Source organism: Ascidiimonas meishanensis (assembly GCF_037782385.1).
GTDB classification, from domain to species: domain Bacteria; phylum Bacteroidota; class Bacteroidia; order Flavobacteriales; family Flavobacteriaceae; genus Ascidiimonas; species Ascidiimonas meishanensis.
The window spans coordinates 485,473-507,123 of the sequence record NZ_JBBEXD010000004.1; the positions used below are offsets into that span (position 1 = coordinate 485,473).

Annotated in this window: 17 protein-coding genes and 1 tRNA gene; 5 read left to right on the top strand and 13 right to left on the bottom strand. The window is 35.3% G+C overall.

Annotation, left to right across the window (positions count from 1 at the left end):
- Positions 1-53: 53 nt before the first annotated feature.
- The 11 genes from WBG07_RS09760 to WBG07_RS09810 form a co-directional block, all read right to left on the bottom strand.
- Positions 54-473 carry an HYC_CC_PP family protein gene (locus WBG07_RS09760; RefSeq protein ID WP_413788819.1) on the bottom strand — a complete coding sequence of 140 codons (420 nt, stop codon included), beginning with the start codon at positions 471-473 and terminating at the stop codon, positions 54-56.
- 119 nt (positions 474-592) lie between these two features.
- Positions 593-1,837 (bottom strand): SEC-C metal-binding domain-containing protein, encoded by a 1,245-nt coding sequence (locus WBG07_RS09765; RefSeq protein ID WP_340200779.1) that lies wholly within the window; start codon positions 1,835-1,837, stop codon positions 593-595.
- A gap of 152 nt (positions 1,838-1,989) precedes the next feature.
- On the bottom strand, positions 1,990-3,234 hold the full coding sequence (locus WBG07_RS09770) for a site-specific integrase (RefSeq protein ID WP_340200781.1): 1,245 nt from the start codon (positions 3,232-3,234) through the stop codon (positions 1,990-1,992).
- A 230-nt stretch (positions 3,235-3,464) separates the two neighbouring features.
- A tRNA-Asp gene (locus tag WBG07_RS09775) sits at positions 3,465-3,538 on the bottom strand.
- Between the two features lie 108 nt (positions 3,539-3,646).
- Complete coding sequence (locus WBG07_RS09780; RefSeq protein WP_340200783.1) at positions 3,647-4,576, bottom strand: DUF58 domain-containing protein; 930 nt, start codon at positions 4,574-4,576, stop codon at positions 3,647-3,649.
- A gap of 81 nt (positions 4,577-4,657) precedes the next feature.
- The gene (gene trxA / locus WBG07_RS09785) at positions 4,658-4,975 is read right to left on the bottom strand and encodes a thioredoxin (protein ID WP_340200785.1); all 318 of its coding nucleotides are present in this window, start codon (positions 4,973-4,975) and stop codon (positions 4,658-4,660) included.
- Between the two features lie 160 nt (positions 4,976-5,135).
- Positions 5,136-5,687 carry a GNAT family N-acetyltransferase gene (locus WBG07_RS09790; protein WP_340200786.1) on the bottom strand — a complete coding sequence of 184 codons (552 nt, stop codon included), beginning with the start codon at positions 5,685-5,687 and terminating at the stop codon, positions 5,136-5,138.
- On the bottom strand, positions 5,687-6,259 hold the full coding sequence (locus WBG07_RS09795; protein ID WP_340200787.1) for a pentapeptide repeat-containing protein: 573 nt from the start codon (positions 6,257-6,259) through the stop codon (positions 5,687-5,689). Before WBG07_RS09795 ends, WBG07_RS09790 begins: the two co-directional genes overlap by 1 nt.
- A 50-nt stretch (positions 6,260-6,309) precedes the next feature.
- Positions 6,310-7,479, bottom strand: a complete 1,170-nt coding sequence (locus WBG07_RS09800) for an aminotransferase class V-fold PLP-dependent enzyme (protein ID WP_340200788.1) — start codon at positions 7,477-7,479, stop codon at positions 6,310-6,312.
- Positions 7,480-7,582: 103 nt separating this feature from the next.
- Positions 7,583-11,965, bottom strand: coding sequence for a DNA polymerase III subunit alpha (dnaE, locus tag WBG07_RS09805; RefSeq protein WP_340200790.1), 4,383 nt, complete (start codon positions 11,963-11,965; stop codon positions 7,583-7,585).
- Positions 11,966-12,154: 189 nt separating this feature from the next.
- Complete coding sequence (locus tag WBG07_RS09810) at positions 12,155-12,604, bottom strand: ferritin-like domain-containing protein (RefSeq protein ID WP_340200791.1); 450 nt, start codon at positions 12,602-12,604, stop codon at positions 12,155-12,157.
- A 283-nt stretch (positions 12,605-12,887) separates the two neighbouring features.
- Here WBG07_RS09810 and WBG07_RS09815 point away from each other — a divergent pair, with 283 nt between their 5' ends.
- From WBG07_RS09815 to WBG07_RS09835, 5 genes are read left to right on the top strand one after another with little or no spacing between them, the layout of a single operon-like run.
- Positions 12,888-13,451: a 30S ribosomal protein S16 gene (locus WBG07_RS09815; RefSeq protein ID WP_340200792.1), complete on the top strand. Its 564-nt coding sequence runs from the start codon at positions 12,888-12,890 to the stop codon at positions 13,449-13,451.
- Between the two features lie 8 nt (positions 13,452-13,459).
- Complete coding sequence (rimM, locus tag WBG07_RS09820) at positions 13,460-13,984, top strand: ribosome maturation factor RimM (RefSeq protein WP_340200793.1); 525 nt, start codon at positions 13,460-13,462, stop codon at positions 13,982-13,984.
- 48 nt (positions 13,985-14,032) lie between these two features.
- Positions 14,033-14,746 carry a tRNA1(Val) (adenine(37)-N6)-methyltransferase gene (locus tag WBG07_RS09825; protein ID WP_340200795.1) on the top strand — a complete coding sequence of 238 codons (714 nt, stop codon included), beginning with the start codon at positions 14,033-14,035 and terminating at the stop codon, positions 14,744-14,746.
- Between the two features lie 60 nt (positions 14,747-14,806).
- A complete protein-coding gene (locus tag WBG07_RS09830) occupies positions 14,807-15,985 on the top strand; it encodes an acyl-CoA dehydrogenase family protein (RefSeq protein WP_340200797.1) in 1,179 nt (392 codons plus the stop codon).
- Positions 15,986-15,990: 5 nt separating this feature from the next.
- Positions 15,991-16,683, top strand: coding sequence for a hypothetical protein (locus tag WBG07_RS09835; protein ID WP_340200799.1), 693 nt, complete (start codon positions 15,991-15,993; stop codon positions 16,681-16,683).
- Positions 16,684-16,692: 9 nt separating this feature from the next.
- Here WBG07_RS09835 and WBG07_RS09840 read toward each other — a convergent pair whose 3' ends face one another.
- Complete coding sequence (locus tag WBG07_RS09840; RefSeq protein ID WP_340200801.1) at positions 16,693-19,698, bottom strand: DNA polymerase III subunit alpha; 3,006 nt, start codon at positions 19,696-19,698, stop codon at positions 16,693-16,695.
- Between the two features lie 378 nt (positions 19,699-20,076).
- The gene (dinB, locus tag WBG07_RS09845) at positions 20,077-21,291 is read right to left on the bottom strand and encodes a DNA polymerase IV (protein WP_340200803.1); all 1,215 of its coding nucleotides are present in this window, start codon (positions 21,289-21,291) and stop codon (positions 20,077-20,079) included.
- Positions 21,292-21,651 lie beyond the last annotated feature (360 nt).

Genomic DNA, 21,651 nt, shown 5'->3' on the forward strand with positions numbered 1-21,651 from the left:
CAAAACGAGCCCAAAACGGAATACCGCAGGGCAAATAGTTTACTGTCTAAAAATCAAATTAAGTACGTCTCGTAAAGAATCTGTACGTCCCGTTCAATAAATGGGGGCGAGTAATCTTTGAAAGGAATGATGTTCTCATCAAGTCCTTCAAAAAGATTTATATAACTATAGAAGAATGAAACAACAAACGTTTGTTGTTCAAAAGTAAGTTTGTCAAATGATGTTTGTAGTTCGTCATTGCCTTCTTTTACAATCTGTTGGTCGGTACAACAATCATTTTCGGTCATAACAGGATTTTCACAACTTTTAGCAGGTTGTGCTTTTTCCATACCACAACTTTCCGCTTTGGTAAATACCGAAAAGTCAACTAAAGAATCCCCACAATAATGCATATCAACAGTGAATGACATTGTAGTAAACAAGACTACAAAAGCCATCAAAACGGATGATATTTTATGAAAAATCTGCTTCATCTAGAATGCAAAGCTACAAAAATTTAACAGTTTTTATTAGGATTAACAGAACTTTAATTTTGTAAGCGACGACTTTTTCCAACTTTATATCTAAATAATTCTATCAATATTATTCGTAATTAGCAAGTCTTGTTTTGGGCTTTAGCTAAATGACAATCTTTGAAAGCTTTACCACTTTTGCAAGGACAAGGGTCATCTGGAGATATAAAAGTTTCTTTTGTAACAAAATCTGGTTCGCCGTCAAATTTACCTTCTTTTCCAGTTTCGGCAATATTGAAAATTTCTTTTAACTCAGCCTCTTTTCTTTTTATTTCCGCTGCGGATGGTTTAAGTCTTCGGGTAAGTTCCATATCAAAAACACTATCCCATATTCGATACGTTTCTGAATCTTTATTAGGTGGTTCACTAAATACTTCCCCTTCCTTATTTAAGGTTTTGAATTTTTTAAAATCTTCTTTTAATTCTGGTAATGTAATAAAGAATTTATCATTGGGTTCTACTGCAAAAAACAGATTTCTTAAAAATTTGTCATTGGTACTAAATACTCTTGCAAACGGGGCATAAAACAAGTATTCTAAATCCAAAAGATTTGTTAATCGCTCACCGCACAAAGAATTATTGATTCCGATATAGTATAGACAGACGACTTCATAACAATACATAGCGTAACCTGCCATATTCTGTAAATTTGGATGTGATTCATTTTTCCATCTGGATTCAATAGTATTTTGTAAATCAGGATTTATTTCAAAATAATCCATCACTAGATTTAAAGTGTCAACTGGTTCAATTTCTATGTAAAGTCGTTCTTTCAACCTTTCCTTCAGGCTTAAAAACTTTTCTTGATTTGAAGGTTTATGGTCTCTTATTTTGATGTCTTTAAGATGGTTAAATTTTGTTTTGAATGATTTAACTACACCTTCATCCTTGGATTCCGTTCGCCATACATCGGCTATAATTTCATCCATTGTGTCAAACTCACCTCTTTTCCATCGCTTTATAGATAGCTCTTCTTCAGTTTCAACAAAAGTCATCCCTTTTTTGGTAGGTGTTTTTATAGATTTTTGAGCACTTAAAAACGGTCTATTATCAGCTGTCGTAAATTCGCCTGTTAAAGACTTTTCAACCAAGATTTTATAATCCATATTTACATATGCATTATAGGGAAACATTTTCTTCGCTAAGTCAGTAACTTGTTCTTTAGGTGGTTTTCTGCCTTCTTTTTCCTCTTTCGCAAGGTCACCCAAAATCTCTGAAACCAACAAGGGCGTAACGTTCACGATATAATATTTATGCAGTTCAACTATATCCTCATAATTGAAGCCTTGAAATGTTGATTTATCCAGTACTACAGGTATTGACATAATTCTTATTTTAATCTCATTATTCCACGTAATCTAACCTTGTTCAAAATAGTTAAAATTAAAGACATAGGTCTAGGGTAAACGTTTTGGGTTTTAAGAAAAGTTTTTTTTTAATTCAATTAGTTTTATTTACCCCTAAATCATTAAATTTCTCAAACAGCTCTTTCCATTTCTCTCTGACCAATTTTATCCCTTAGAAGAGCCATATCATCACTAACTTTTTTCTCAACTACTCTTGCATAAATTTGAGTTGTAGATAGTTTGGTATGACCTAGTAATTTTGAAACCGTTTCAATAGGAACACCGTTGCTCAAAGTAACGGTAGTTGCAAATGTATGCCTAGCCATATGAAAGGTAAGATTCTTCTTGATACCGCACAGGTCAGCTATTTCCTTTAAATAACTATTCAGTTTTTGGTTAGAGAGCTTTGGAAGAAGATTCGTGCTACTTTGGGTTCTAATGTGGTCCTTATACTTATCAACTAAAGATTGTGCTTGAAACAATAACGGAATTTTGAATGGTGTACCCGTTTTAACCCTATCGGCCATTATCCAAGGCTTTCCGTCTATTCCAATTACAATATTATTGCTAGTCAACTCAATAATATCACTATATGAGATACCGGTATAACAACTAAAAACAAATAAATCTTTAACAACTACCAGACGCTCAATCGAAGAGTTCAAGTCCTCGATACTCTGTAACTCTTCACTTGTCAGAAACTCACGTTCTTTCTTTTCATTCTTCATTTTAAAATTGACAAAAGGGTCTCTGTCTAACCATTCCATCCGGTAGGCTAGAGTTACCATTCTACGAAGACGTTTTATATGCTTCATAGCAGTATTGTTACCAATTTTACTTTGTCCTGCTTTGGGAACATAAGAGCGAAGAAAATCCTCAAAGCCTATGACAAAACCGTAATCGAGTTCAGAAAGAAAAATATCAGTTTCCTCATACTCTTTTAAAATATACTCTAGCATATATCTTTGGCTAGTTTTATATTGACCCATTGTATTTTTATGCAGTTTGTGCTGCATTTTTTCATTATAATAATCAATAAGATTTTGAAAAGAAAAGCGCTTTTTGTCCTCACCTAAAAATCTGGCTTTGACCATTTGGGAAGTAAATAGCTTTTCTTCCTTTTTGAAGTCCTCGTATATTCGATAAATCTTTGATTGTACCTCGTTCAAATAAAGATTGAGAATACGTGAATCTTTATCTGTTCCATTGGCTCTTTGGGTTTTTTCATCCCAAGTAGAAACATCTATCTTCTTTTTGAGGCTAATGTTCACACGCTTACCATTCTTGGTAAGTCGAACGTAGATATTTGCTTTGTTGTTTATGGCACGTTTACCGTATACCCAAAACAGTACTGAAAATGTTGATGAAGTTCGCATAGTTGTCGTCTTTTAATGGTTAAACATCGCTGGACGAAAGTCAAATCAACTATCTTAATTATGAGTAAGTTACGTTATTCTGTCAACATATTTATGATAAAAAAGATATGTTGACGATTTGTGACCTTTTAGATGCAAATGATATCAAATTAAATGATTGCTCTAAAAAAATAAAACCTTGCAAATCATAGGATTTGCAAGGTTTTGTGGGATTTTGTTTTCCCTTTAAGCGGTCTGGACGGGACTCGAACCCGCGACCCCCTGCGTGACAGGCAGGTATTCTAACCAACTGAACTACCAGACCTCTGCGTGATAGCGGATGCAAATATACACTGCATTTTGTTTAAACCAAATAAAAAGTGAAATTTTTTAAGCTATCACCTATAACTATCTGATAACTAAACAAACCTACTTAACTAAACTTGCGGCGCTCTACCAAATAGGTCACTAAAACCTTATTAAAGTCTGCTTCAATATCTGCCTCCACATATTTAATTCCGTATTGGGCACAGCGCAGTTTAAGATGATTAAAGAATTCCCCTACCGCCTGCTCATAGCCTTCTTTCACGGTATCTGCATACAAATCTATATGCTCACCGGTCTCCACATCTACAAAACGTTTAGGAGCATTGTCAAAATTAAAATTAAACTCCTTTTTCTTATCCATTACATGAAATAATATAACCTCGTGTTTGTTGTATTTTAAATGCCGTAAGGCTTCAAAAAGTGTATCTTCTTCTGTTTCTGTTTGAAACATATCTGTAAACAAAAATATTAAACTTCTTCTATGAATTTTCTCTGCAATTTGATGTAAATACGTATATGTCTTTGTCTGCTTGTCTTTATTTTTTTGGATCACTATATTCTCCAAAGTACTCGTTAACATTCTAAAATGACGTTCACTCCCTTTTTCTGGGGCATAAAAATCATAGGCATCAGAATAGACACTTAAACCTACCGCATCCCGTTGTCGCTTGAATAAATTCATTAATGCAGCAGCGGCTAATACCGAAAATCCTATTTTATTGAGGTTTCCCATTTTTTGACTAGCTACCGCGGGAAAATGCATAGAAGAAGAATTATCAACAATTAAATGACACCTCAGATTGGTTTCTTCTTGATATTTCTTAGTGTATAACCTATCTGTTTTAGCAAAAAGCCTCCAATCTACATGCCGGGTACTTTCCCCGGGATTGTAAATTTTATGTTCTGCAAACTCTGAGGAAAAACCATGAAACGGACTTTTATGAATTCCGCTTATAAATCCTTCTACCACCTGTGCAGCTAGCAATTCTAAATTTTTAAACAGATGTACTTCAGAAAGCTGTTCTTGTAAATTCATGGAATTTGGATATTCTTTAAAAATAGAAAAGGTCTGGCGTTTCGCCAAACCTTTAACTATTATTCTTAACGTTTATCTCAACTATAACAAAGCATCTAACGCTTCTGTATAGGTAGTTTTAGGTGCTACCCCTACTTGTCTTCCAACAATCTCTCCGTTTTTAAAAACTAAGACTGTAGGTATGTTTCGTACTCCAAACTTAGCTGCGAATTCTTGATTGGCATCTACATCTACTTTGCCAACTACTGCTTTGCCGTCATACTCTCCGCTAATCTCATCTATGATAGGACCTACCATTCTACAGGGTCCGCACCATGCAGCCCAAAAATCTACCATCACAGGTTTTTCGCTTTTTAAAACTACATCCTCAAACGTAGCATCTGTTATTTCTAATGCCATATATTTACTTTTTAATTCAATTCTTATTTATATTACAAATTTAGTCAAATATTTTTCTAAACCTTACAGCGCACATATTGGTTTTGTTTATAGGTAAATCAACTATAATGATACGCTAGATTTCCTTTTGATATCTTACGATGAGAAAAAACATATCAATTCAAACCATTCGCTCTAAATATTGTGCTTTCTTTAATACCCATAACTTGACTGGCTGTATATAATTTATATTACCCGGCTTTGTAATATGCTCTTTAAGATAGGTGAAACCCATACTCTTAAGTAAGTTGTTAGGCGCATGATTCAATGCAAAAGGCTCGCAAAACAGTTCTTCTAATTTAAGATTTTCAAAAAAATAAGGCAAAGATTGTTTTACCAATGCAGTTCCCATTCCTCTTTTCCGGCTCTTAGATTCCCAAAGATGTAAATGCATATACGCCTTTCTTTCAAACACTATTTGATTCACGTTGCAATGACCAATTGCCTCCCCTTTAAACATCCAAATAAGTGCATACGCTTGTTTTTTCTGGTAAGGATATTGAATTTGAGTTTTCAACATTTTGCAAAAATCTTTATATGCTGGAAGCAAGTTTTTATCGGCACCCATAGATTTTAGGTGTTCATGGGAAGATTCGTACCAATAATTTGCTAATAAATCAATATCTGAAATTTCCATCTCCCTCACGGCAATGAATTTACTTGCATCTTTCATTATTCAATAGTAAGTTGATACCTTTCTAACAAACCCGAAAGGTTGTTTTTTGAAAATCTGGTTCCCTTTAAATTGTTTTTTTCAGGATCCATGGAGAAATTAAAGGCAGTTCTAAAATCTGCTTTCTGAAGGTTTGTGGACTCAAAAACCGCTTCATTTAAATTGCAATTGCTAAAAGACGCTTTATTTAAAATTGCAGCTGTAAAATCTGCTTTTTCTAAATTGCAATTGACAAAAGAGGTTCCCTTTATTTTTAATAGATAAAAAGATGCATATTGAAGCAAACAATCCTTAAAGCTAAAAGCTAGTAGAAACGGATCACAAAGATCAAAACGCAATCCCATGAGTTTACAATTCTCAAATAAAACTGTTTTCAACCCGGTATCTTTAAGATTTGCTTCACTAAAATCACATTCATTAAACACACAGTCCATAAAAGTAATCTTCTTAAGATCTACCCCTGAAAAATTACAATTGGAAAAATTACAGTTTTCATAATCCGTTGCTTTGAGTGGGGTCTCCAAAAAATGAACCCCTTCAAAATTTTGATCTTCTATAAATGGTAGTTCCATAAATTTTCAACTTTGTAATTACACCCTATCTCTGTAATTTATTGAGAACATTAAGCCTCCAGTATGTTAGCCACGCTTTCCAACTCCTCATCTGTATTAAAATAGTGAGGAGATAAACGAATTACCCAATCAACTTTTGTTTTGATAAGTTGTTCCGCTGCATAATTTGTGCGACTTACGGTATAATCTACTTTGTTAGCGTCTAATAAGCTTGTGATTTGGTCAAGCAAAAATCCTTCTTTATAAAAAGTCAGTATATTAGATAAATTGTATCCCACATCTAATACATGAAGATCTTTAATAGCATTTAGCTTCTCTCTAAATGGTTTCATTAATTTTTGATTGTACTCAAAAACGTTCGCTATCCCTAATTGATTGAGATATTTGATAGCTTCTGCAAGCCCTACTAAAGACATATATGAATATTCCCATGTCTCAAATCTCATAGCTGTTTTTTTAGGGATATATTTAGAAGAATCTTGAAGATCTGCCCCTCTGGTATCAATAAAAAGAGGCTCTAAGCCTTCTGCTAGCACCTTGTCTGAAACATACAAAAAACCAGTACCTCTTGGTCCTCTTAAAAATTTTCTTCCGGTAACACTTAAAAAATCACATTTAACCTTAGTGACATCTACTTCTAATTGTCCAACAGACTGGCATGCATCAAGTACATACCAAATATCCAGCTTGCTACAAATCTCACCTACTTCCTCTGCAGGTTGAATTAAACCCGAATTGGTGGGAATATGATTAAGTGCTATTAGCTTAGGATGGTACTTAATGGCTAATTCTTCCAAATGATTCAAGTCTAAAAGACCCATAGCTGAGTTTCGGACTTTTAATAGCTGCACCCCCATTCTTTTCTGCAAGGAAAGAAAAGCAATTTCATTAGAGCTATAATCATCGTGAGTTGTCAAGATATAATCTCCATTTTTAAAAGGAATAGAAGACAGTGCCCTAGAAAATGAATCGGTGGCATTGTATGTAAATGCAATATTGGTTGGCTTGCAATGAATCAATTTTGCTACTTCATCATAAAATCCAGCAATTTGTGCCTCATTTTGTGAAGCCATGGTATAACCTCCCAACATTTCTTCTTCTGAAAGGTATTCTTTCATTTTTTGAACCACCCTGCTTGGCATTAGAGAAGCTCCCGCACTATTTAAAAAAATACGATTTTCACATCCCCGTGTATCTTGTCTGATTACTTCTAAGTCCATTCAGTTGTATTTTGAAGCCTAAAATTAACTATTTAAATTTCAGTAAGGGAATCATTCATTTTGATGGGTTACCTTACCATACCGTAACACTTGAAATAGAAAACTAGTTTAACTTATAATACACTTCCTGTTTTTCCAGTTCAAATAAAAGCTCATTTGAGATTTGTACTTTTTGCTTCCTGCTTGGCATGGTAAGTTTAATGGCGTTTTCACTTTCGTAGACTACAAAATTCAACGTATGGTCTCCTTTATGCGATTGCAACAAGGATTTTAGCTGCATTATATGTTCTTCTTCCAGCAGGTTCACATCTAATTGAATGGTTAGTTTACGTGCATAAGCACCCATAATATCCTGAAGCATTTGCACCTGATTAAACTGAATTCTGGGATCTCCTTTTTTACCGGTATCTCGGTTGGTCCAGCCTTCTTTGATAAAAGCTTTTATGTAGGCAAAACTATTAGGCAATAAAAAATGACGGTACTTAAGGTATTCTTCTCCAAAAATTCTAAACTCATAAGAATCTGTATAATCCTCTATCGTAAATAATCCCCAGCCCTTTCCATTTTTTGAAACTCTATGCTGCACATCAGTAATTACTCCGGCAAAAGAGAGTTCATGATTCACAAATTTTTCCATATTATGAAAAACAGAAACACTCCCATTACAGAAATATTTAATTTCAATTTTGAAATCATCTAAAGGATGTCCTGAGATATAAATCCCTACCACTTCTTTTTCGCGACGTAATTTTTCCATAGTGCCCCAATCTTCGCAAGGTGGCACCACAGGTTCTGGAATTTGCACTTCGCTTGATTCGCCAAACAAACTCACCTGAGCGGAGTTTTCGTTTTCCTGAAATTTAGATGCATAGCGGATGGCTTTTTCAAGAAAGGTAACACCATCCCCATCATCATGAAAGTACTGTGCGCGATGTGTATTTTTGAAAGAATCAAAACCCCCAGCCAATGCTAAATTTTCAAATGCCTTTTTGTTAGCGGCACGGAGGTCTAATCTCTTGGCAAGATCAAATACCGATTTGTAAGGTCCATCTTTACGGTTTTCTACGATAGTATCTACGGCTCCGCGTCCTACTCCTTTTACAGCTCCCATTCCAAAACGAATAGCGCCTTCATCATTTACCGCAAACTTGTAAAAAGACTCATTTACATCTGGGCCTAATACTTCTAGACCAGAACGTTTACATTCTTCTAAGAAGAAAGAAACCTGCTTAATATCGTTCATGTTATTTGAAAGTACTGCTGCCATATATTCTGCCGGATAATTAGCTTTTAAATAGGCGGTTTGATAACCTATCCAAGCATAACAAGTAGAATGCGACTTATTAAACGCATAAGATGCAAATGCTTCCCAGTCTTTCCATATTTTCTCTAACTTTTCTTTGTCATGCCCATTTTCTGAACCTCTTTCAAGAAAGGTTGGCTTCATTTTATCAAGTACTGCACGCTGTTTTTTACCCATAGCCTTACGGAGTACATCCGCCTCACCCTTTGAGAAACCAGCTAATTTTTGAGACAATAACATCACCTGCTCTTGATACACCGTGATTCCATAGGTTTCTTTTAAATATTCTTCCATAGCAGGAAGATCATAAGTGATTTCTTCTTCTCCATGTTTTCTGCGAATAAAACTTGGAATGTACTCTAGCGGTCCTGGACGATACAAGGCATTCATGGCAATTAAATCTGCAAATACCGTTGGTTTTAGCTCTTTCATATACTTTTGCATCCCTGCAGATTCGTATTGAAAAATACCTACCGTTTCCCCACGCTGAAATAACTCATATGTTTTTACATCGTCAAGCGGAAATTCATCTGGATTAAGATCTAGACCATGTCTGTATTTAATAATTTTTACTGTATCCTTTATTAGAGTAAGTGTCTTTAAACCTAAAAAATCCATCTTAAGCAATCCGGCATTTTCTACAACTGAGTTGTCAAATTGCGTCACATAGAGATCTGAATCTTTTGCGGTAGCTACAGGAACAAAATTGGTAATATCATCTGGAGTTATAATAACACCACATGCGTGTATTCCTGTATTTCTTACAGAACCTTCTAATATTCTTGCCTGATTAATTGTTTGTGCTTCTAAATCTGAGCCTTCCGCCAGATTCTTCAATTCGTTAACCTTAAGTAATTCATCGGCCCGAAGACTTGATTTGAGTTTACTATCATCCTGATTAAAGATTTTGGCCAACTTCATGTTTGGAATGAGCTTTGCAATTCTGTCTGCATCTCCTAATGGTAAGTCTAACACTCTTGCCGTATCTCTTATAGAAGATTTAGCCGCCATAGTACCATAGGTAATAATTTGTGCTACCTGATTGGCACCGTATTTATCAATCACATAATCCATTACCTTACTTCTTCCTTCATCATCAAAATCAATATCAATATCTGGCATGCTTACTCTATCTGGATTTAAAAACCGCTCAAAAAGTAAATCGTATGCAATTGGGTCTAAATTGGTGATTCCTAGACAATATGCTACCGCAGATCCTGCAGCAGAACCTCTACCCGGCCCTACTGACACCCCCATTTCTCTTGCCGCCGCAATAAAATCTTGTACTATTAAAAAATACCCCGGATATCCAGTGCGCTCAATAACCTCAAGCTCAAAATCAAGACGTTCTTTGATTTCATCGGTGATTTCTTTGTATCTTTTTTCAGCTCCTTGATACGTAAGATGTTTAAGATAGGAGTTCTCTCCTCTTTTCCCGCCATCTGCGGTATCTTCTACCTCTTGAAATTCTTCTGGAATATCAAATTTGGGAAGCAATACATCTCTCGCCAGTTCGTAAGGCTCTATTTTATTTATAACTTCCTTAATATTACTGATAGCTTCAGGCAGATCCTTAAAGAGCTCTTTCATTTGATCTTGACTCTTAAAATAGTACTCTTGGTTTGGCAATCCATACCTGTAGCCCCGTCCTCTACCAATAGGAGTTGCTTGTTTCTCACCGTCTTTTACACATAACAAAATATCATGCGCATTTGCGTTTTCTTGATCTATATAATAGGTGTTGTTAGTAGCAATTAGTTTAACTTCATGTTGTTTTGCAAAGCGAACCAACACTTCATTTACTCGCTGTTCCTCTTCTTGGTCATGGCGCATTAATTCTATATACAAATCATCACCAAACTCTTCCTTCCACCACAATAATGCTTCCTCAGCTTGGTTTTCTCCAATATTAAGCACTTTAGAAGGCACCTCTCCATAAAGACTTCCGGTGAGTACAATAAGATCTTCCTTATATTTTTTTATTACCTCCCGATCAATTCTTGGCACATAATAAAACCCATCTGTATAGGCAATGGAAGACATCTTTGCCAAATTATGATATCCTCGCTTATTCTTTGCCAGAAAGACTACCATATAGCCATTATCCTTACGGGATTTATCGGTGTGATTTTCACAAACAAAAAATTCGCATCCTACAACCGGAATTATAGGTTTTATGTTGGGTTCTTTACCTTCTTCAATTAAAGCTTCATTTTTGGACTTAACAGATTTGTTATAATTCCCAACCTCTCTTACAAAAAGAAAAGCGCCCATCATATTGGCAGTATCGGTAAGGGCAACCGCAGGCATTTTATTCTTGGCAGTTGCATTTACTAAATCAGGAATCGAGGAAGTGGACTGCAGAACAGAAAACTGGGTATGATTGTGAAGATGTGCGAATTCTACCTCTGCAAGTTCTTCTATATTCTGTTGAATTTCTTCCTTTGAAATTTCTTCTGCCGGCTCCTTTTTTTGAAGTGACTTTCTTATCTTTTCTGAAGCCGCCTTTAGATTGATGTGTTTTAATCCTATAAGTTGAATAGGCTCAGGATTCACCTCATCAAATCTGGAAAAATAATCTGAGGTTTCCTCTAATTGCTCAATGGTAAAAATACGTTTACGTATAAGCTCCAGAAAACAACGCGTAGTAGCTTCCACATCTGCCGTTGCATTATGAGCTTCTCCAAAAGCAGTTCCAAATAAATGTTGATGGAGTTCTGTTAGGGTTGGAAGTTTGAATTTACCGCCTCTCCCACCAGGGATTTTACAGAGCTCGGCAGTGGTCTCAGTACAAGTATCTAGTGACGGTAGCTTTTCAACCATAGGCGTCATTCCCATACGGTGGTATTCCGCTCCCATAATATTGATGTCAAAACCAACATTCTGTCCTACTACAAATTTTGTACGCGATAATACGCTATTGAATTTCTCCAATACTTGTAGCAAAGGAATTCCCTTAGCGGCTGCCAACTCTGTAGAAATACCATGTATTTTCTCTGCATCAAAAGGAATATTAAACCCTTCAGGCTTAATGAGGTAATCTTCTTGTTCTAACAAGTTTCCCATTTCATCATGCAACTGCCAAGCAATCTGAATAGCTCTTGGCCAATTGTCTGTATCTGATGTGGGTGCGTTCCACCTTTTTGGAAGTCCCGTAGTTTCAGTATCAAAAATTAAATACATTTATTTCCTTGATATTTAGTTGATTGCAAAGAGAACTCGCTTCGCTAATTATGAATGTTTGCTGAAAGTTAAAAATAAAGATTATTTGAGTTTAAATCTGGTTCATTTATCAAGAGTTATTAACTATCAGGCATAAAAAAAGTCAGGCAAAACCTGACTTTTTTAATTAGGACGACTCACGCCCTAACCTTATGACATTACCGTTTCAAATGTTTTAACTCTATTTAAGGATGCGGTAATTAAATTTTTCTGTGCAAATAAAATTGCTTCCGTAGAGGCTGGCAAATTATTCTCACTCAGTATTTCATTATATTTATCAATACTGACCTGTTCTCCCCTTGCTACTTCTTCTAAAATAGCTTCTTCATTGTTAGAAGAAATGGCGGTTTTAAGGTTCATCCATTCTCTATGTACAGCTCCTTTCACACTTCCGCCCTTCTCAGGTTCTTGGCCATAGGCTTGTATCTCATTTTTGAGCTGGTGGCCAAAATTATATCTTTGTTTTACTCTATCATCAAAAAACTGCTTTAATTCGGGATTGTTAGTATTGTCACTTGCAAACTTATATCCTTTTTCTGCATCATACGTTTTTTCTAATAATTCATTTAATTTGTTTGAAATTTTTTCTGTGTACTTCATTGTATCTTTTATCATTTTTGTCATTCAATGTTATTGACTTTCAATAACTTATTACACTATTTAATATACATAAAATGGATAGAGTTCCAAATTTCTTGAAGGTTTTGTCTTATTCTTAACACCAATTGTTAAGACTTGTTAAAGCATTTATGGTATTTTACACCATTTATACTCGTTTTTAAGCTTTTGAGAATAAAATAGTCTTATATTTGCACCCTCAATTACCAAAGCGGTAATGAGTTTAATTAATAACAGGGGTCGTGAACTCCACTAATTAATTTTTATGCCAGTTAGAATTAGATTACAAAGACACGGTAGAAAAGGAAAACCTTTTTATTGGATCGTAGCAGCGGATGCCCGCTCAAAAAGAGATGGTAAGTTTCTTAAGAAATTAGGAACTTATGATCCAAATCACAACCCAGCACAAATTACTTTAGACGTAGATGGTTCTGTTGAATGGTTGCAGAATGGTGCACAACCTTCTGAAACTGCAAGACGAATTCTCTCTTATAAAGGAGTAATGCTTAAGCACCATCTTCTAGGAGGTGTTGCAAAAGGTGCTTTGACTCAAGAACAAGCTGAAGAAAAGTTTGCAGCTTGGGTTAACGAAAAAGAAGGTAAAGTTGAAGCTAAGAAAGACGACTTAACGAAAGCTAAGGAAGCGGCAAGAGCTAAACAACTAGAAGCTGAAAAAGCAGTTAGTGATGCTCGTAAGGCATCTACAGAAGAGGTTGTAGAAGAGCCAACAGATGAGGCTACTTTAGAAGCAGCTACCGAAGAAACTGCTGAAGCTCCTGCAACTGAAACTCCAGAAGCAGCTGCTGAAGACAAAGAAGCTGAAGCTTAATTGTTAGTATGAGAAAAGAAGATTGCTTCTATCTCGGTAAAATAGTTAAAAAATTCAGTTTTAAGGGTGAGGTGATGGCGAAGCTTGATACCGATGAACCCGAACAATACGAAAATTTGGAATCAGTATTCATCGCTTTGGGCGATAATCTGGTTCCATTTTTAATTAAAGCATCTTCACTTCAAAAATCTAAATTACTCCGTCTAAGACTAGAAGATGTAAATACGGAAGAAGATGCAAATGCGCTTCTAAAAAAAGATTTGTACTTACCCTTACATCTTTTGCCAAAACTCAGTGGAAATAAATTCTATTACCACGAGGTAATAGGGTTTACTATTGAAGATGAAAACTACGGTGTTTTTGGCATTATAAAAAGTATCAATGACTCAACAGCCCAAGCGCTATTTGAAGTTAAAAAAGATGACAAAGAAATTCTAATTCCTATGAATGATGAATTTATCGTTAAGATTGATCGAGAAAATAAAAAGGTGATCGTTAACACCCCAGAAGGTTTAATTGATCTTTACCTTTAAAAAAATAATACGACAAGCGCTTCCTCTCATTAAAACTAGACATCATACATGTCCAATCCCTTTCAATTTAAACAGTTTACAGTTGCACAAGACAGATGTGCCATGAAAGTGGGCACAGACGGGGTTCTTCTAGGTGCCTGGACACCTATTCATCACTCCCCTAACTCAATTCTGGATATTGGAGCGGGAACAGGTCTCATCTCTTTGATGTTAGCGCAACGTTCATCTGCAGAACTTATAGACGGTGTTGAAATACACCCAGAAGCTTATGAGCAATGTGTTGAAAATTTTGAAGCCTCACCTTGGAATGACCGACTTTTCTGTTACCATGCATCTTTACAAGAGTTTGTTGAAGAAATAGAAGATGCTTATGATTTAATTGTGTCCAATCCGCCTTTTTATTCTGAAAATTACGCATCGGGTAATACCGCAAGAGATTTGGCAAGACAAAATCAATCTTTACCCCTGGAAACATTATTAGAAGCCGTTGCATCTTTATTATCAAAAGAAGGTGTATTTTCTATTATTATTCCTTTTAAAGAAGAAAATCGCATTTTAATGCTTGCACAAGAAAAACACTTATTCCCTTTTAAAATAACCCGCGTAAAAGGCACTATAAATTCAGAAATTAAGAGAAGTCTGATCGCTTTCTCTTTTCAATCGCATACCCTTGCTAAAAGAGAATTAATTTTAGAAACTTCTCGGCATCAATACACGACGGAATATATAACACTAACAAAAGACTTTTATTTAAAAATGTAACTTTAGTGTTTTGTTTTGTTATATTTCATTAAGTACCTTTACATCAAAATAATGTTGTAAATGAGACCTGATTTATTTGAAGCCCCTGATTATTATCTGCTTGACGATATTTTTACAGAAGAACATAAGCTTGTAAGAGATGCTGCCCGCCAATGGGTTAAGCGAGAAGTTTCACCCATTATAGAAGACTATGCACAGCGTGCAGAATTCCCTAAACAAATTATTAAAGGACTTGCTGAAATTGGAGCATTTGGACCTTATATTCCTGAAGAATATGGAGGTGCAGGACTAGATCAAATAAGCTACGGTCTTATTATGCAGGAAATTGAACGTGGAGATAGTGGCGTTCGTTCTACTGCTTCTGTACAATCCTCTTTGGTGATGTATCCTATTTGGAAATATGGTACCGAAGAGCAACGAAAAAAATACCTTTCTAAGCTTGCATCTGGTGAGTTAATGGGATGCTTTGGCCTTACAGAACCAGATCACGGTTCTAACCCTAGTGGAATGACTACCAATTTTAAAGATAAGGGAGACCACTATCTGTTAAACGGTGCTAAACTATGGATCTCTAATGCACCCTTTGCAGATATTGCAGTGGTATGGGCTAAAAATGAAGAAGGAAGAATTTACGGACTTATTGTAGAACGAGGCATGGAAGGTTTCTCTACTCCAGAAACTCATAACAAATGGTCTTTAAGAGCATCTGCTACTGGTGAACTTATTTTTGATAATGTAAAAATTCCTAAAGAAAATCTTATTCCAGGAAAAAGCGGACTCGGTGCGCCACTTAGTTGTTTGGATTCTGCCCGTTTTGGGATTGCTTGGGGTGCTATTGGTGCTGCTATGGATTGCTATGATACTGCTTTACGTTATGCAAAAGAGCGTATTCAATTTGACAAGCCAATAGCTGCTACTCAGTTACAACAGAAGAAACTTGCAGAGATGCTTACGGAAATTACTAAAGCACAATTATTGGCATGGAGACTAGGAGTGCTGCGTGAAGAAGGACGTGCCACAACTGCTCAAATTTCAATGGCAAAAAGAAATAATGTGGAGATGGCCATCAATATTGCTAGAGAAGCTAGACAAGTACTAGGTGGTATGGGAATTACGGGTGAATATAGCATTATGAGGCACATGATGAATCTGGAATCTGTGATCACCTACGAAGGTACACATGATATTCACTTACTAATTACCGGACATGATATTACCGGACAACAAGCTTTCAAATAATAGCTATGCTCAAAAAAATTCTTTTGTGTTCCTTTGCTTTCATTGCAATTACAATACAAGCGCAAACGCTTACAAAACGTAATCCAGATGCAAAACTAGCTGATCTTATTGATGAAACCCAGAGTGAAGCAAATGAAGGAGACGCCATTGGTATTGTTTGGTGGATCCCTACAGAATTTTGGGAATTATCATTTAGAGATGACTCATCTATGAGTGATAGTGAAGCACAAGCTATGATTGATATTATTAAAGAATATACACTTGTAGCGGTTGTTAAAGGTAAATTGGGGGTTTTTGGTGGGGTTACTTATGAATCTCAACAGGCTTTGGAAAATGATATTTTTATTACCTCTATAGATGGAGATATCAGAAAACCATTAAAAGAAAGTCAGGTGTCGCCAGATCTCACAAATTTGCTGAGTATGCTAAAGCCTGTTTTTTCCAATATGATGGGAAATTTTGGTGAGAACTTTCACTTTTTTGTGTTTGACTCTAAAAATTCTAGTAATAAGTATATGTTTCATCCTTTAAGTGAAGATGATTTTACAATCAACTTGGGTAAAGAAGATGTCTTTACCTATGATTTACCTTTGAGTTCTTTAATCATGCCAAAGATATGCCTTGAAGACAATAAACAACTTAATGGGAAATGGAATTATTGCCCCATTCATGGGACAACTCTTAAGGAGCAGAATTAATACATTGCCTTATTTATAAGAAGATTTCAATACATTTTTCATTTTAGAAATACGACCATCTGAATATCTGGGATCTTGTATATACGCTTCTTTGCGCATTTTAAGAACTTCTATACTCAAAAAGCCAAACTCTTCTACCACTTTACCATAAAAACGATAGATTCCCTTGCCTCGGAAAAAATACTTCTGAGCTACCGGAGGAAACAAAACAGTATCAAAAACAATTCCGTATTGATCTACTAAAGTTGCAAAGTGCATTCGTTTACCTGTATGAGTGGTTGTATTTTTTACGGTAATTAGATATCCGTAAATATCAATGTAACGATTGAGATACTTCTCAAAATCTTTAGTTCCAACCCTACTTTTAGGAGCTTCTTCCAACAATTCAAAAGGACTGCATAACGGGAAGCCTAGCAGTTCAATTTCATCAAATGCTCCTTCAAGTTGCGTTGTTTTTAACCTTGGTATTTTAAAATTTCGTTGAGGAGGATTAAAAAGCCTTGGATACTGTTCTTTTCTATTTTGCAAAGCTAATTTAGAATATGCCTGCCATAATAATTCATATTTACCTACACCTGTAAAACGAAAAGCATCTATACGTATCAAAATACTTATTTGCTCTGTAGAAATTAATATACGCTCTATAAAATCTTCCAGACCTTTATAAACACCTTTTTCTATACGATTTTTTAAAATCCGTTCAATTACTCGTTCCTCTAATTCCTTCAAATATCCAAAACCCAAATAGATTACCGATCCTTTTATAGTGTTTGCACTCTTACTATTATTAATACAGGGCTGTTCTATGGTTGCTCCAAGCATTCGTGCTTCATGAATATAAAACTCTGGACTATAAAATCCACCACCATTATTTAATACTGATACCATATATTCCAAAGGGAAATAGGCCTTCAAAAACAGTGTTTGATAACTTTCAACTGCATAGGAAGCTGAATGTCCTTTGGCAAAGGCATATCCGGCAAAACTCGCAACCTGATGCCAAATCTCATCAATAAGTTCTTCTGAATATCCCTTTTCTATGCAATTAGTCTTAAATTTTTCCTTTACTTTTTGAAATTCTTCACGAGACCTAAATTTGCCACTCATCCCCCTTCGCAAAACATCGGCTTCACCAAGAGTTAAACCAGCAAAGTAATGCGCTACTTTAATCACATCTTCCTGATAGACCATGACTCCATATGTTTCGGGCATGATCTCTAACATCACCGGATGTGCCTTCTCTATCCTGCTATGATCTCTGTGCCGCAAAATATATTCCCGCATCATTCCACTTTTGGCAACACCAGGTCTAATAATTGAACTTGCAGCTACCAGTGCCAAATAATTATCAACTTCCAACTTTTTAAGAAGCATGCGCATTGCTGGTGATTCTACATAAAAACAGCCCATGCATTGAGCTGTTTTTATAATTGTATTGATAATAGGATCTTTCTTAAATTTCTGAATATCATGAATATCATAAACTTGAGCATCTGGGCAATTTTCTGCAATAATCTCCATAGCATCCTTTATTTTGGCTAGGCCTCTTTGCCCAAGTATATCAAACTTATACAAGCCTATATCTTCAGCAATTACCATATCAAATTGGGTGGTAGCAAAACCTTTTGGGGGAAGATTTGTTGCAGAAAAATAATGCAATGGTTTTTCACTTATTAAAATACCCCCGGCATGAATACTTATATAATTAGGAAAGCCTTCTATAAGTTTTCCATACTTGATCACCAGAGCTGCAACTTCATCTAAATTGGAAATACTTCTATTTCCTGAAGCTAATAAATCAATTTCTTCTTTGGGAAGACCAAATACTTTTCCCAATTCACGTACTACTCCCCGATATTGAAACGTAACATACGTACCTAACAAAGCTACATGTTTAAAACGCTCAAAAATATAGCGCGTAATATCTTGCCTGTCTCTCCATGAAAAATCAATATCAAAATCTGGTGGATTTGCCCGGTAAAGGTTAATGAATCTTTCAAAATACAAATCCAATTCAATAGGATCTACATCTGTAATGCGAAGCAAATAGGCTACTATACTGTTGGCGCCACTCCCCCTGCCAACATAAAAATATCCTTGCTGTCTTGCATAAGAAATAATATCCCAATTAATTAAAAAATAGGATACAAAATCCATAGTTTTAATGAGTTCAAGTTCTTTCTCAAGGCGGTCAGTAATTGCTTTTCCTCCTTTGGGATATCTGTATGGCAAACCTTCGCAACATAATTTATCAAGTAATAAAATATCCTCTTCTTTGCTTCCGGTATAGCTTTGCAAATTCTGCGGTTTTCGTGCTACCGAAAAATCAAATTCAATAGTGCAAGAATTCATCAATTTTTGAGTATTCTCAAGAATAAAGCTATATTCAGAGAAGGCTTGTGCCAAATTTACTATAGGAAACATCACGTCTTCGGGAGAAGCTTGCTCACTTTCTGGTAATTTACTGAGTAATGTGTTAGTGTCAATAGCTCTTAGCAAACGATGCGCATTGAAATCTCTTTTATTCCGAAAAGTGACAGGTTGTAGCACCACCAGTTTGTCTTTCATTTTGGCATATAAAGAGAATGGAAGCCTCCTAAGAGCCGCTACGGAAATACCGACATACTCATTAGGTTTAAAATTCTCTAATTCATGAAGCTGGGCTTTTTCAAAAGGATAAATAACATAAGCATTTTCAAACTCAGGAGCATGAATTGAAAAAGGAGATTCTGTATGCAGATGGGAAGATAAAAAATCGTTGAGTTCCTTATATCCTTCATTATTTTTTGCAATCCCTACGTAACATGCATCTGCTCCATTTCTAAAATCTATTCCTAAAATAGGTTTAACTCCGTAATCTTTAGCTTTACGCACAAAATTCAAGCAGGCAGATGTATTATTAATATCCGTAAGTGCCAGTTGTGTTATATGGTATTCTTTAGCAAGGTCTAGCAACGCTATTTCAGAGAAAGTGCCATAACGCATGCTATAATAGGTATGGCAATTGAGATACATATATGGTTTTTGGTATTAATTTTTAATTTGCTACTTATTTAAATCCAAGCTATCATTCACTCCTTAGATTTATTTAAGTAATATGGTTACAGACGGGTATCCGATAGCACTCTGGTTGACATTCCTGAGTCGTTAAAATCAGTATCTATTCATTTCTGCCTTCTGAACATATACTTCTTTTATACCGGATACCACTACTGTTCCCTGACTAACTAACTCTATCTTTATATTTTTATATTGTATTCATACTCTTCTTAGCACCTAACAATTTGGGTATTTTGTTATTGAAAATTTTAATAGATTATATGTACTTTCATTCCTAAAATGCTTACTCGTATTCTATATTTATTATTGAGAATTCTTTAGTTATCAAAATAATTATTGTTTTCTATGTGCTAGTACTACTGGAGGTTGCCCATTAAAAGGGTTTTGCATACGCCCTATAGTGGCTGCTTCCATACCAGATGCCCTTATTATACTTCTTTCTCCATACCTGTTTCTAATACGATCTAATGCGTAGTATAAATTCAACGTTTCTTCTGTATCTTCAAAAAGATTAATCTGATAATTCCCTCCTACTAGGTGACTGAACTTGATTCCGATCAATCGTACCAACAGCCGTTGATTGTATAGGGAATTAAATAACTCTATAATTTTAGGTATCAATACATGATCTGCACTGGTATAAGGAATCTTAAGTTGTTTGCTATACGTATTAAAATCAGAATACCTAATCTTTACCGCTACACATGCGGTAAGCTTATTGCCTCTTCGCAGTTGATACGCCAAATTCTCAGTCATTGCCAGCAAAATCCCCTTTAGTTTTACTACATCTGTAGTATCTTTAGTAAAGGTTCGCTCAGTAGAAATTGATTTTCTTTCATGAAAAGGGATTATTGGTGTATTATCAATTCCATTGGCTCGCTCCCAGATGGTGAGTCCGTTAACTCCTAATACATTATGCATCATCTCCGGAGGCATTTCTTGAATAGTCTTTATCTGGCGTAAACCGAGATTTCTTAAAATCTGATATGTTTTATTCCCAACCATTGGGATTTTATTGATAGATAAAGGTGCTAAAAATGGCTTTTCATAGCCACAATCAATTTTTAACTTATTATTAGGCTTGGCTTCATTAGTAGCTACTTTTGATACTACTTTATTCACTGAAAGACCACAAGAAATTGGCAGTCCTGTTTCCTTTATAATAGTACTACGCAATTCTGAAGCATATTGGTAACAACCAAAAAAACGGTCCATACCTGTGAGGTCTGCGTAAAACTCGTCTACACTAGACTTTTCAAATAGAGGCACCTTCTCTTTTATAATTTCGGTTACCTCATCTGAATACTTGCTATATGTACCTGCATTTCCTTTAATGACCACAGCTTCTGGGCATAGTTCTCTTGCCATTTTCATGGGCATTCCCGAGTGCACTCCAAAACTGCGAGTTTCATAACTACAAGCCGCTACTACACCTCTCCTACTGGTACCCCCTACTAATAAAGGGCGACTTTTAAGACGACTATCTATGAGCCGTTCCACCGATACATAAAATGTATCTAAATCCAGATGTAATACTGTTTTATTCATTTATCTCTTGGAATTGATACAAAATTATGGAATATTTCCAATATAATGGATTTTTTCCATATTATTTTTCGTTAAAATTACTAGATACTGGTTTATTATTATACAACCGCTAAATATACAATTGGTTCTAATTCTTAGAATTAAAGAAATATCTTCTTTAGTCACCACTGTCACAAATTATAAGATCTCCTAACATTGAACAGAGCTTCATCGAATTGCAGAAAACTTACAAAATAGAAGATCCAATGACATATGTGTTTTTGAAAAAAAATAAAGCCCATATAGATAAAAAAATCATGCTCAAAGTGAGAACAAAATTTGAAAATACCGCAAAAGTGATGGAAAAAATAGAGGCTCCTT

Coding starts and splice junctions, on each gene's coding strand:
- dinB (WP_340200803.1), bottom strand. CDS start 21,291: ATGAATAAAACAGTATTACATCTGGATTTAGATACATTTTATGTATCG.
- WBG07_RS09760 (WP_413788819.1), bottom strand. CDS start 473: ATGAAGCAGATTTTTCATAAAATATCATCCGTTTTGATGGCTTTTGTA.
- dnaE (WP_340200790.1), bottom strand. CDS start 11,965: ATGTATTTAATTTTTGATACTGAAACTACGGGACTTCCAAAAAGGTGG.
- WBG07_RS09780 (WP_340200783.1), bottom strand. CDS start 4,576: ATGAATTTACAAGAACAGCTTTCTGAAGTACATCTGTTTAAAAATTTA.
- WBG07_RS09825 (WP_340200795.1), top strand. CDS start 14,033: ATGTCCAATCCCTTTCAATTTAAACAGTTTACAGTTGCACAAGACAGA.
- WBG07_RS09765 (WP_340200779.1), bottom strand. CDS start 1,837: ATGTCAATACCTGTAGTACTGGATAAATCAACATTTCAAGGCTTCAAT.
- WBG07_RS09830 (WP_340200797.1), top strand. CDS start 14,807: ATGAGACCTGATTTATTTGAAGCCCCTGATTATTATCTGCTTGACGAT.
- WBG07_RS09790 (WP_340200786.1), bottom strand. CDS start 5,687: ATGAAAGATGCAAGTAAATTCATTGCCGTGAGGGAGATGGAAATTTCA.
- WBG07_RS09795 (WP_340200787.1), bottom strand. CDS start 6,259: ATGGAACTACCATTTATAGAAGATCAAAATTTTGAAGGGGTTCATTTT.
- WBG07_RS09810 (WP_340200791.1), bottom strand. CDS start 12,604: ATGAAGTACACAGAAAAAATTTCAAACAAATTAAATGAATTATTAGAA.
- rimM (WP_340200793.1), top strand. CDS start 13,460: ATGAGAAAAGAAGATTGCTTCTATCTCGGTAAAATAGTTAAAAAATTC.
- WBG07_RS09840 (WP_340200801.1), bottom strand. CDS start 19,698: ATGTATCTCAATTGCCATACCTATTATAGCATGCGTTATGGCACTTTC.
- WBG07_RS09815 (WP_340200792.1), top strand. CDS start 12,888: ATGCCAGTTAGAATTAGATTACAAAGACACGGTAGAAAAGGAAAACCT.
- trxA (WP_340200785.1), bottom strand. CDS start 4,975: ATGGCATTAGAAATAACAGATGCTACGTTTGAGGATGTAGTTTTAAAA.
- WBG07_RS09835 (WP_340200799.1), top strand. CDS start 15,991: ATGCTCAAAAAAATTCTTTTGTGTTCCTTTGCTTTCATTGCAATTACA.
- WBG07_RS09800 (WP_340200788.1), bottom strand. CDS start 7,479: ATGGACTTAGAAGTAATCAGACAAGATACACGGGGATGTGAAAATCGT.
- WBG07_RS09770 (WP_340200781.1), bottom strand. CDS start 3,234: ATGCGAACTTCATCAACATTTTCAGTACTGTTTTGGGTATACGGTAAA.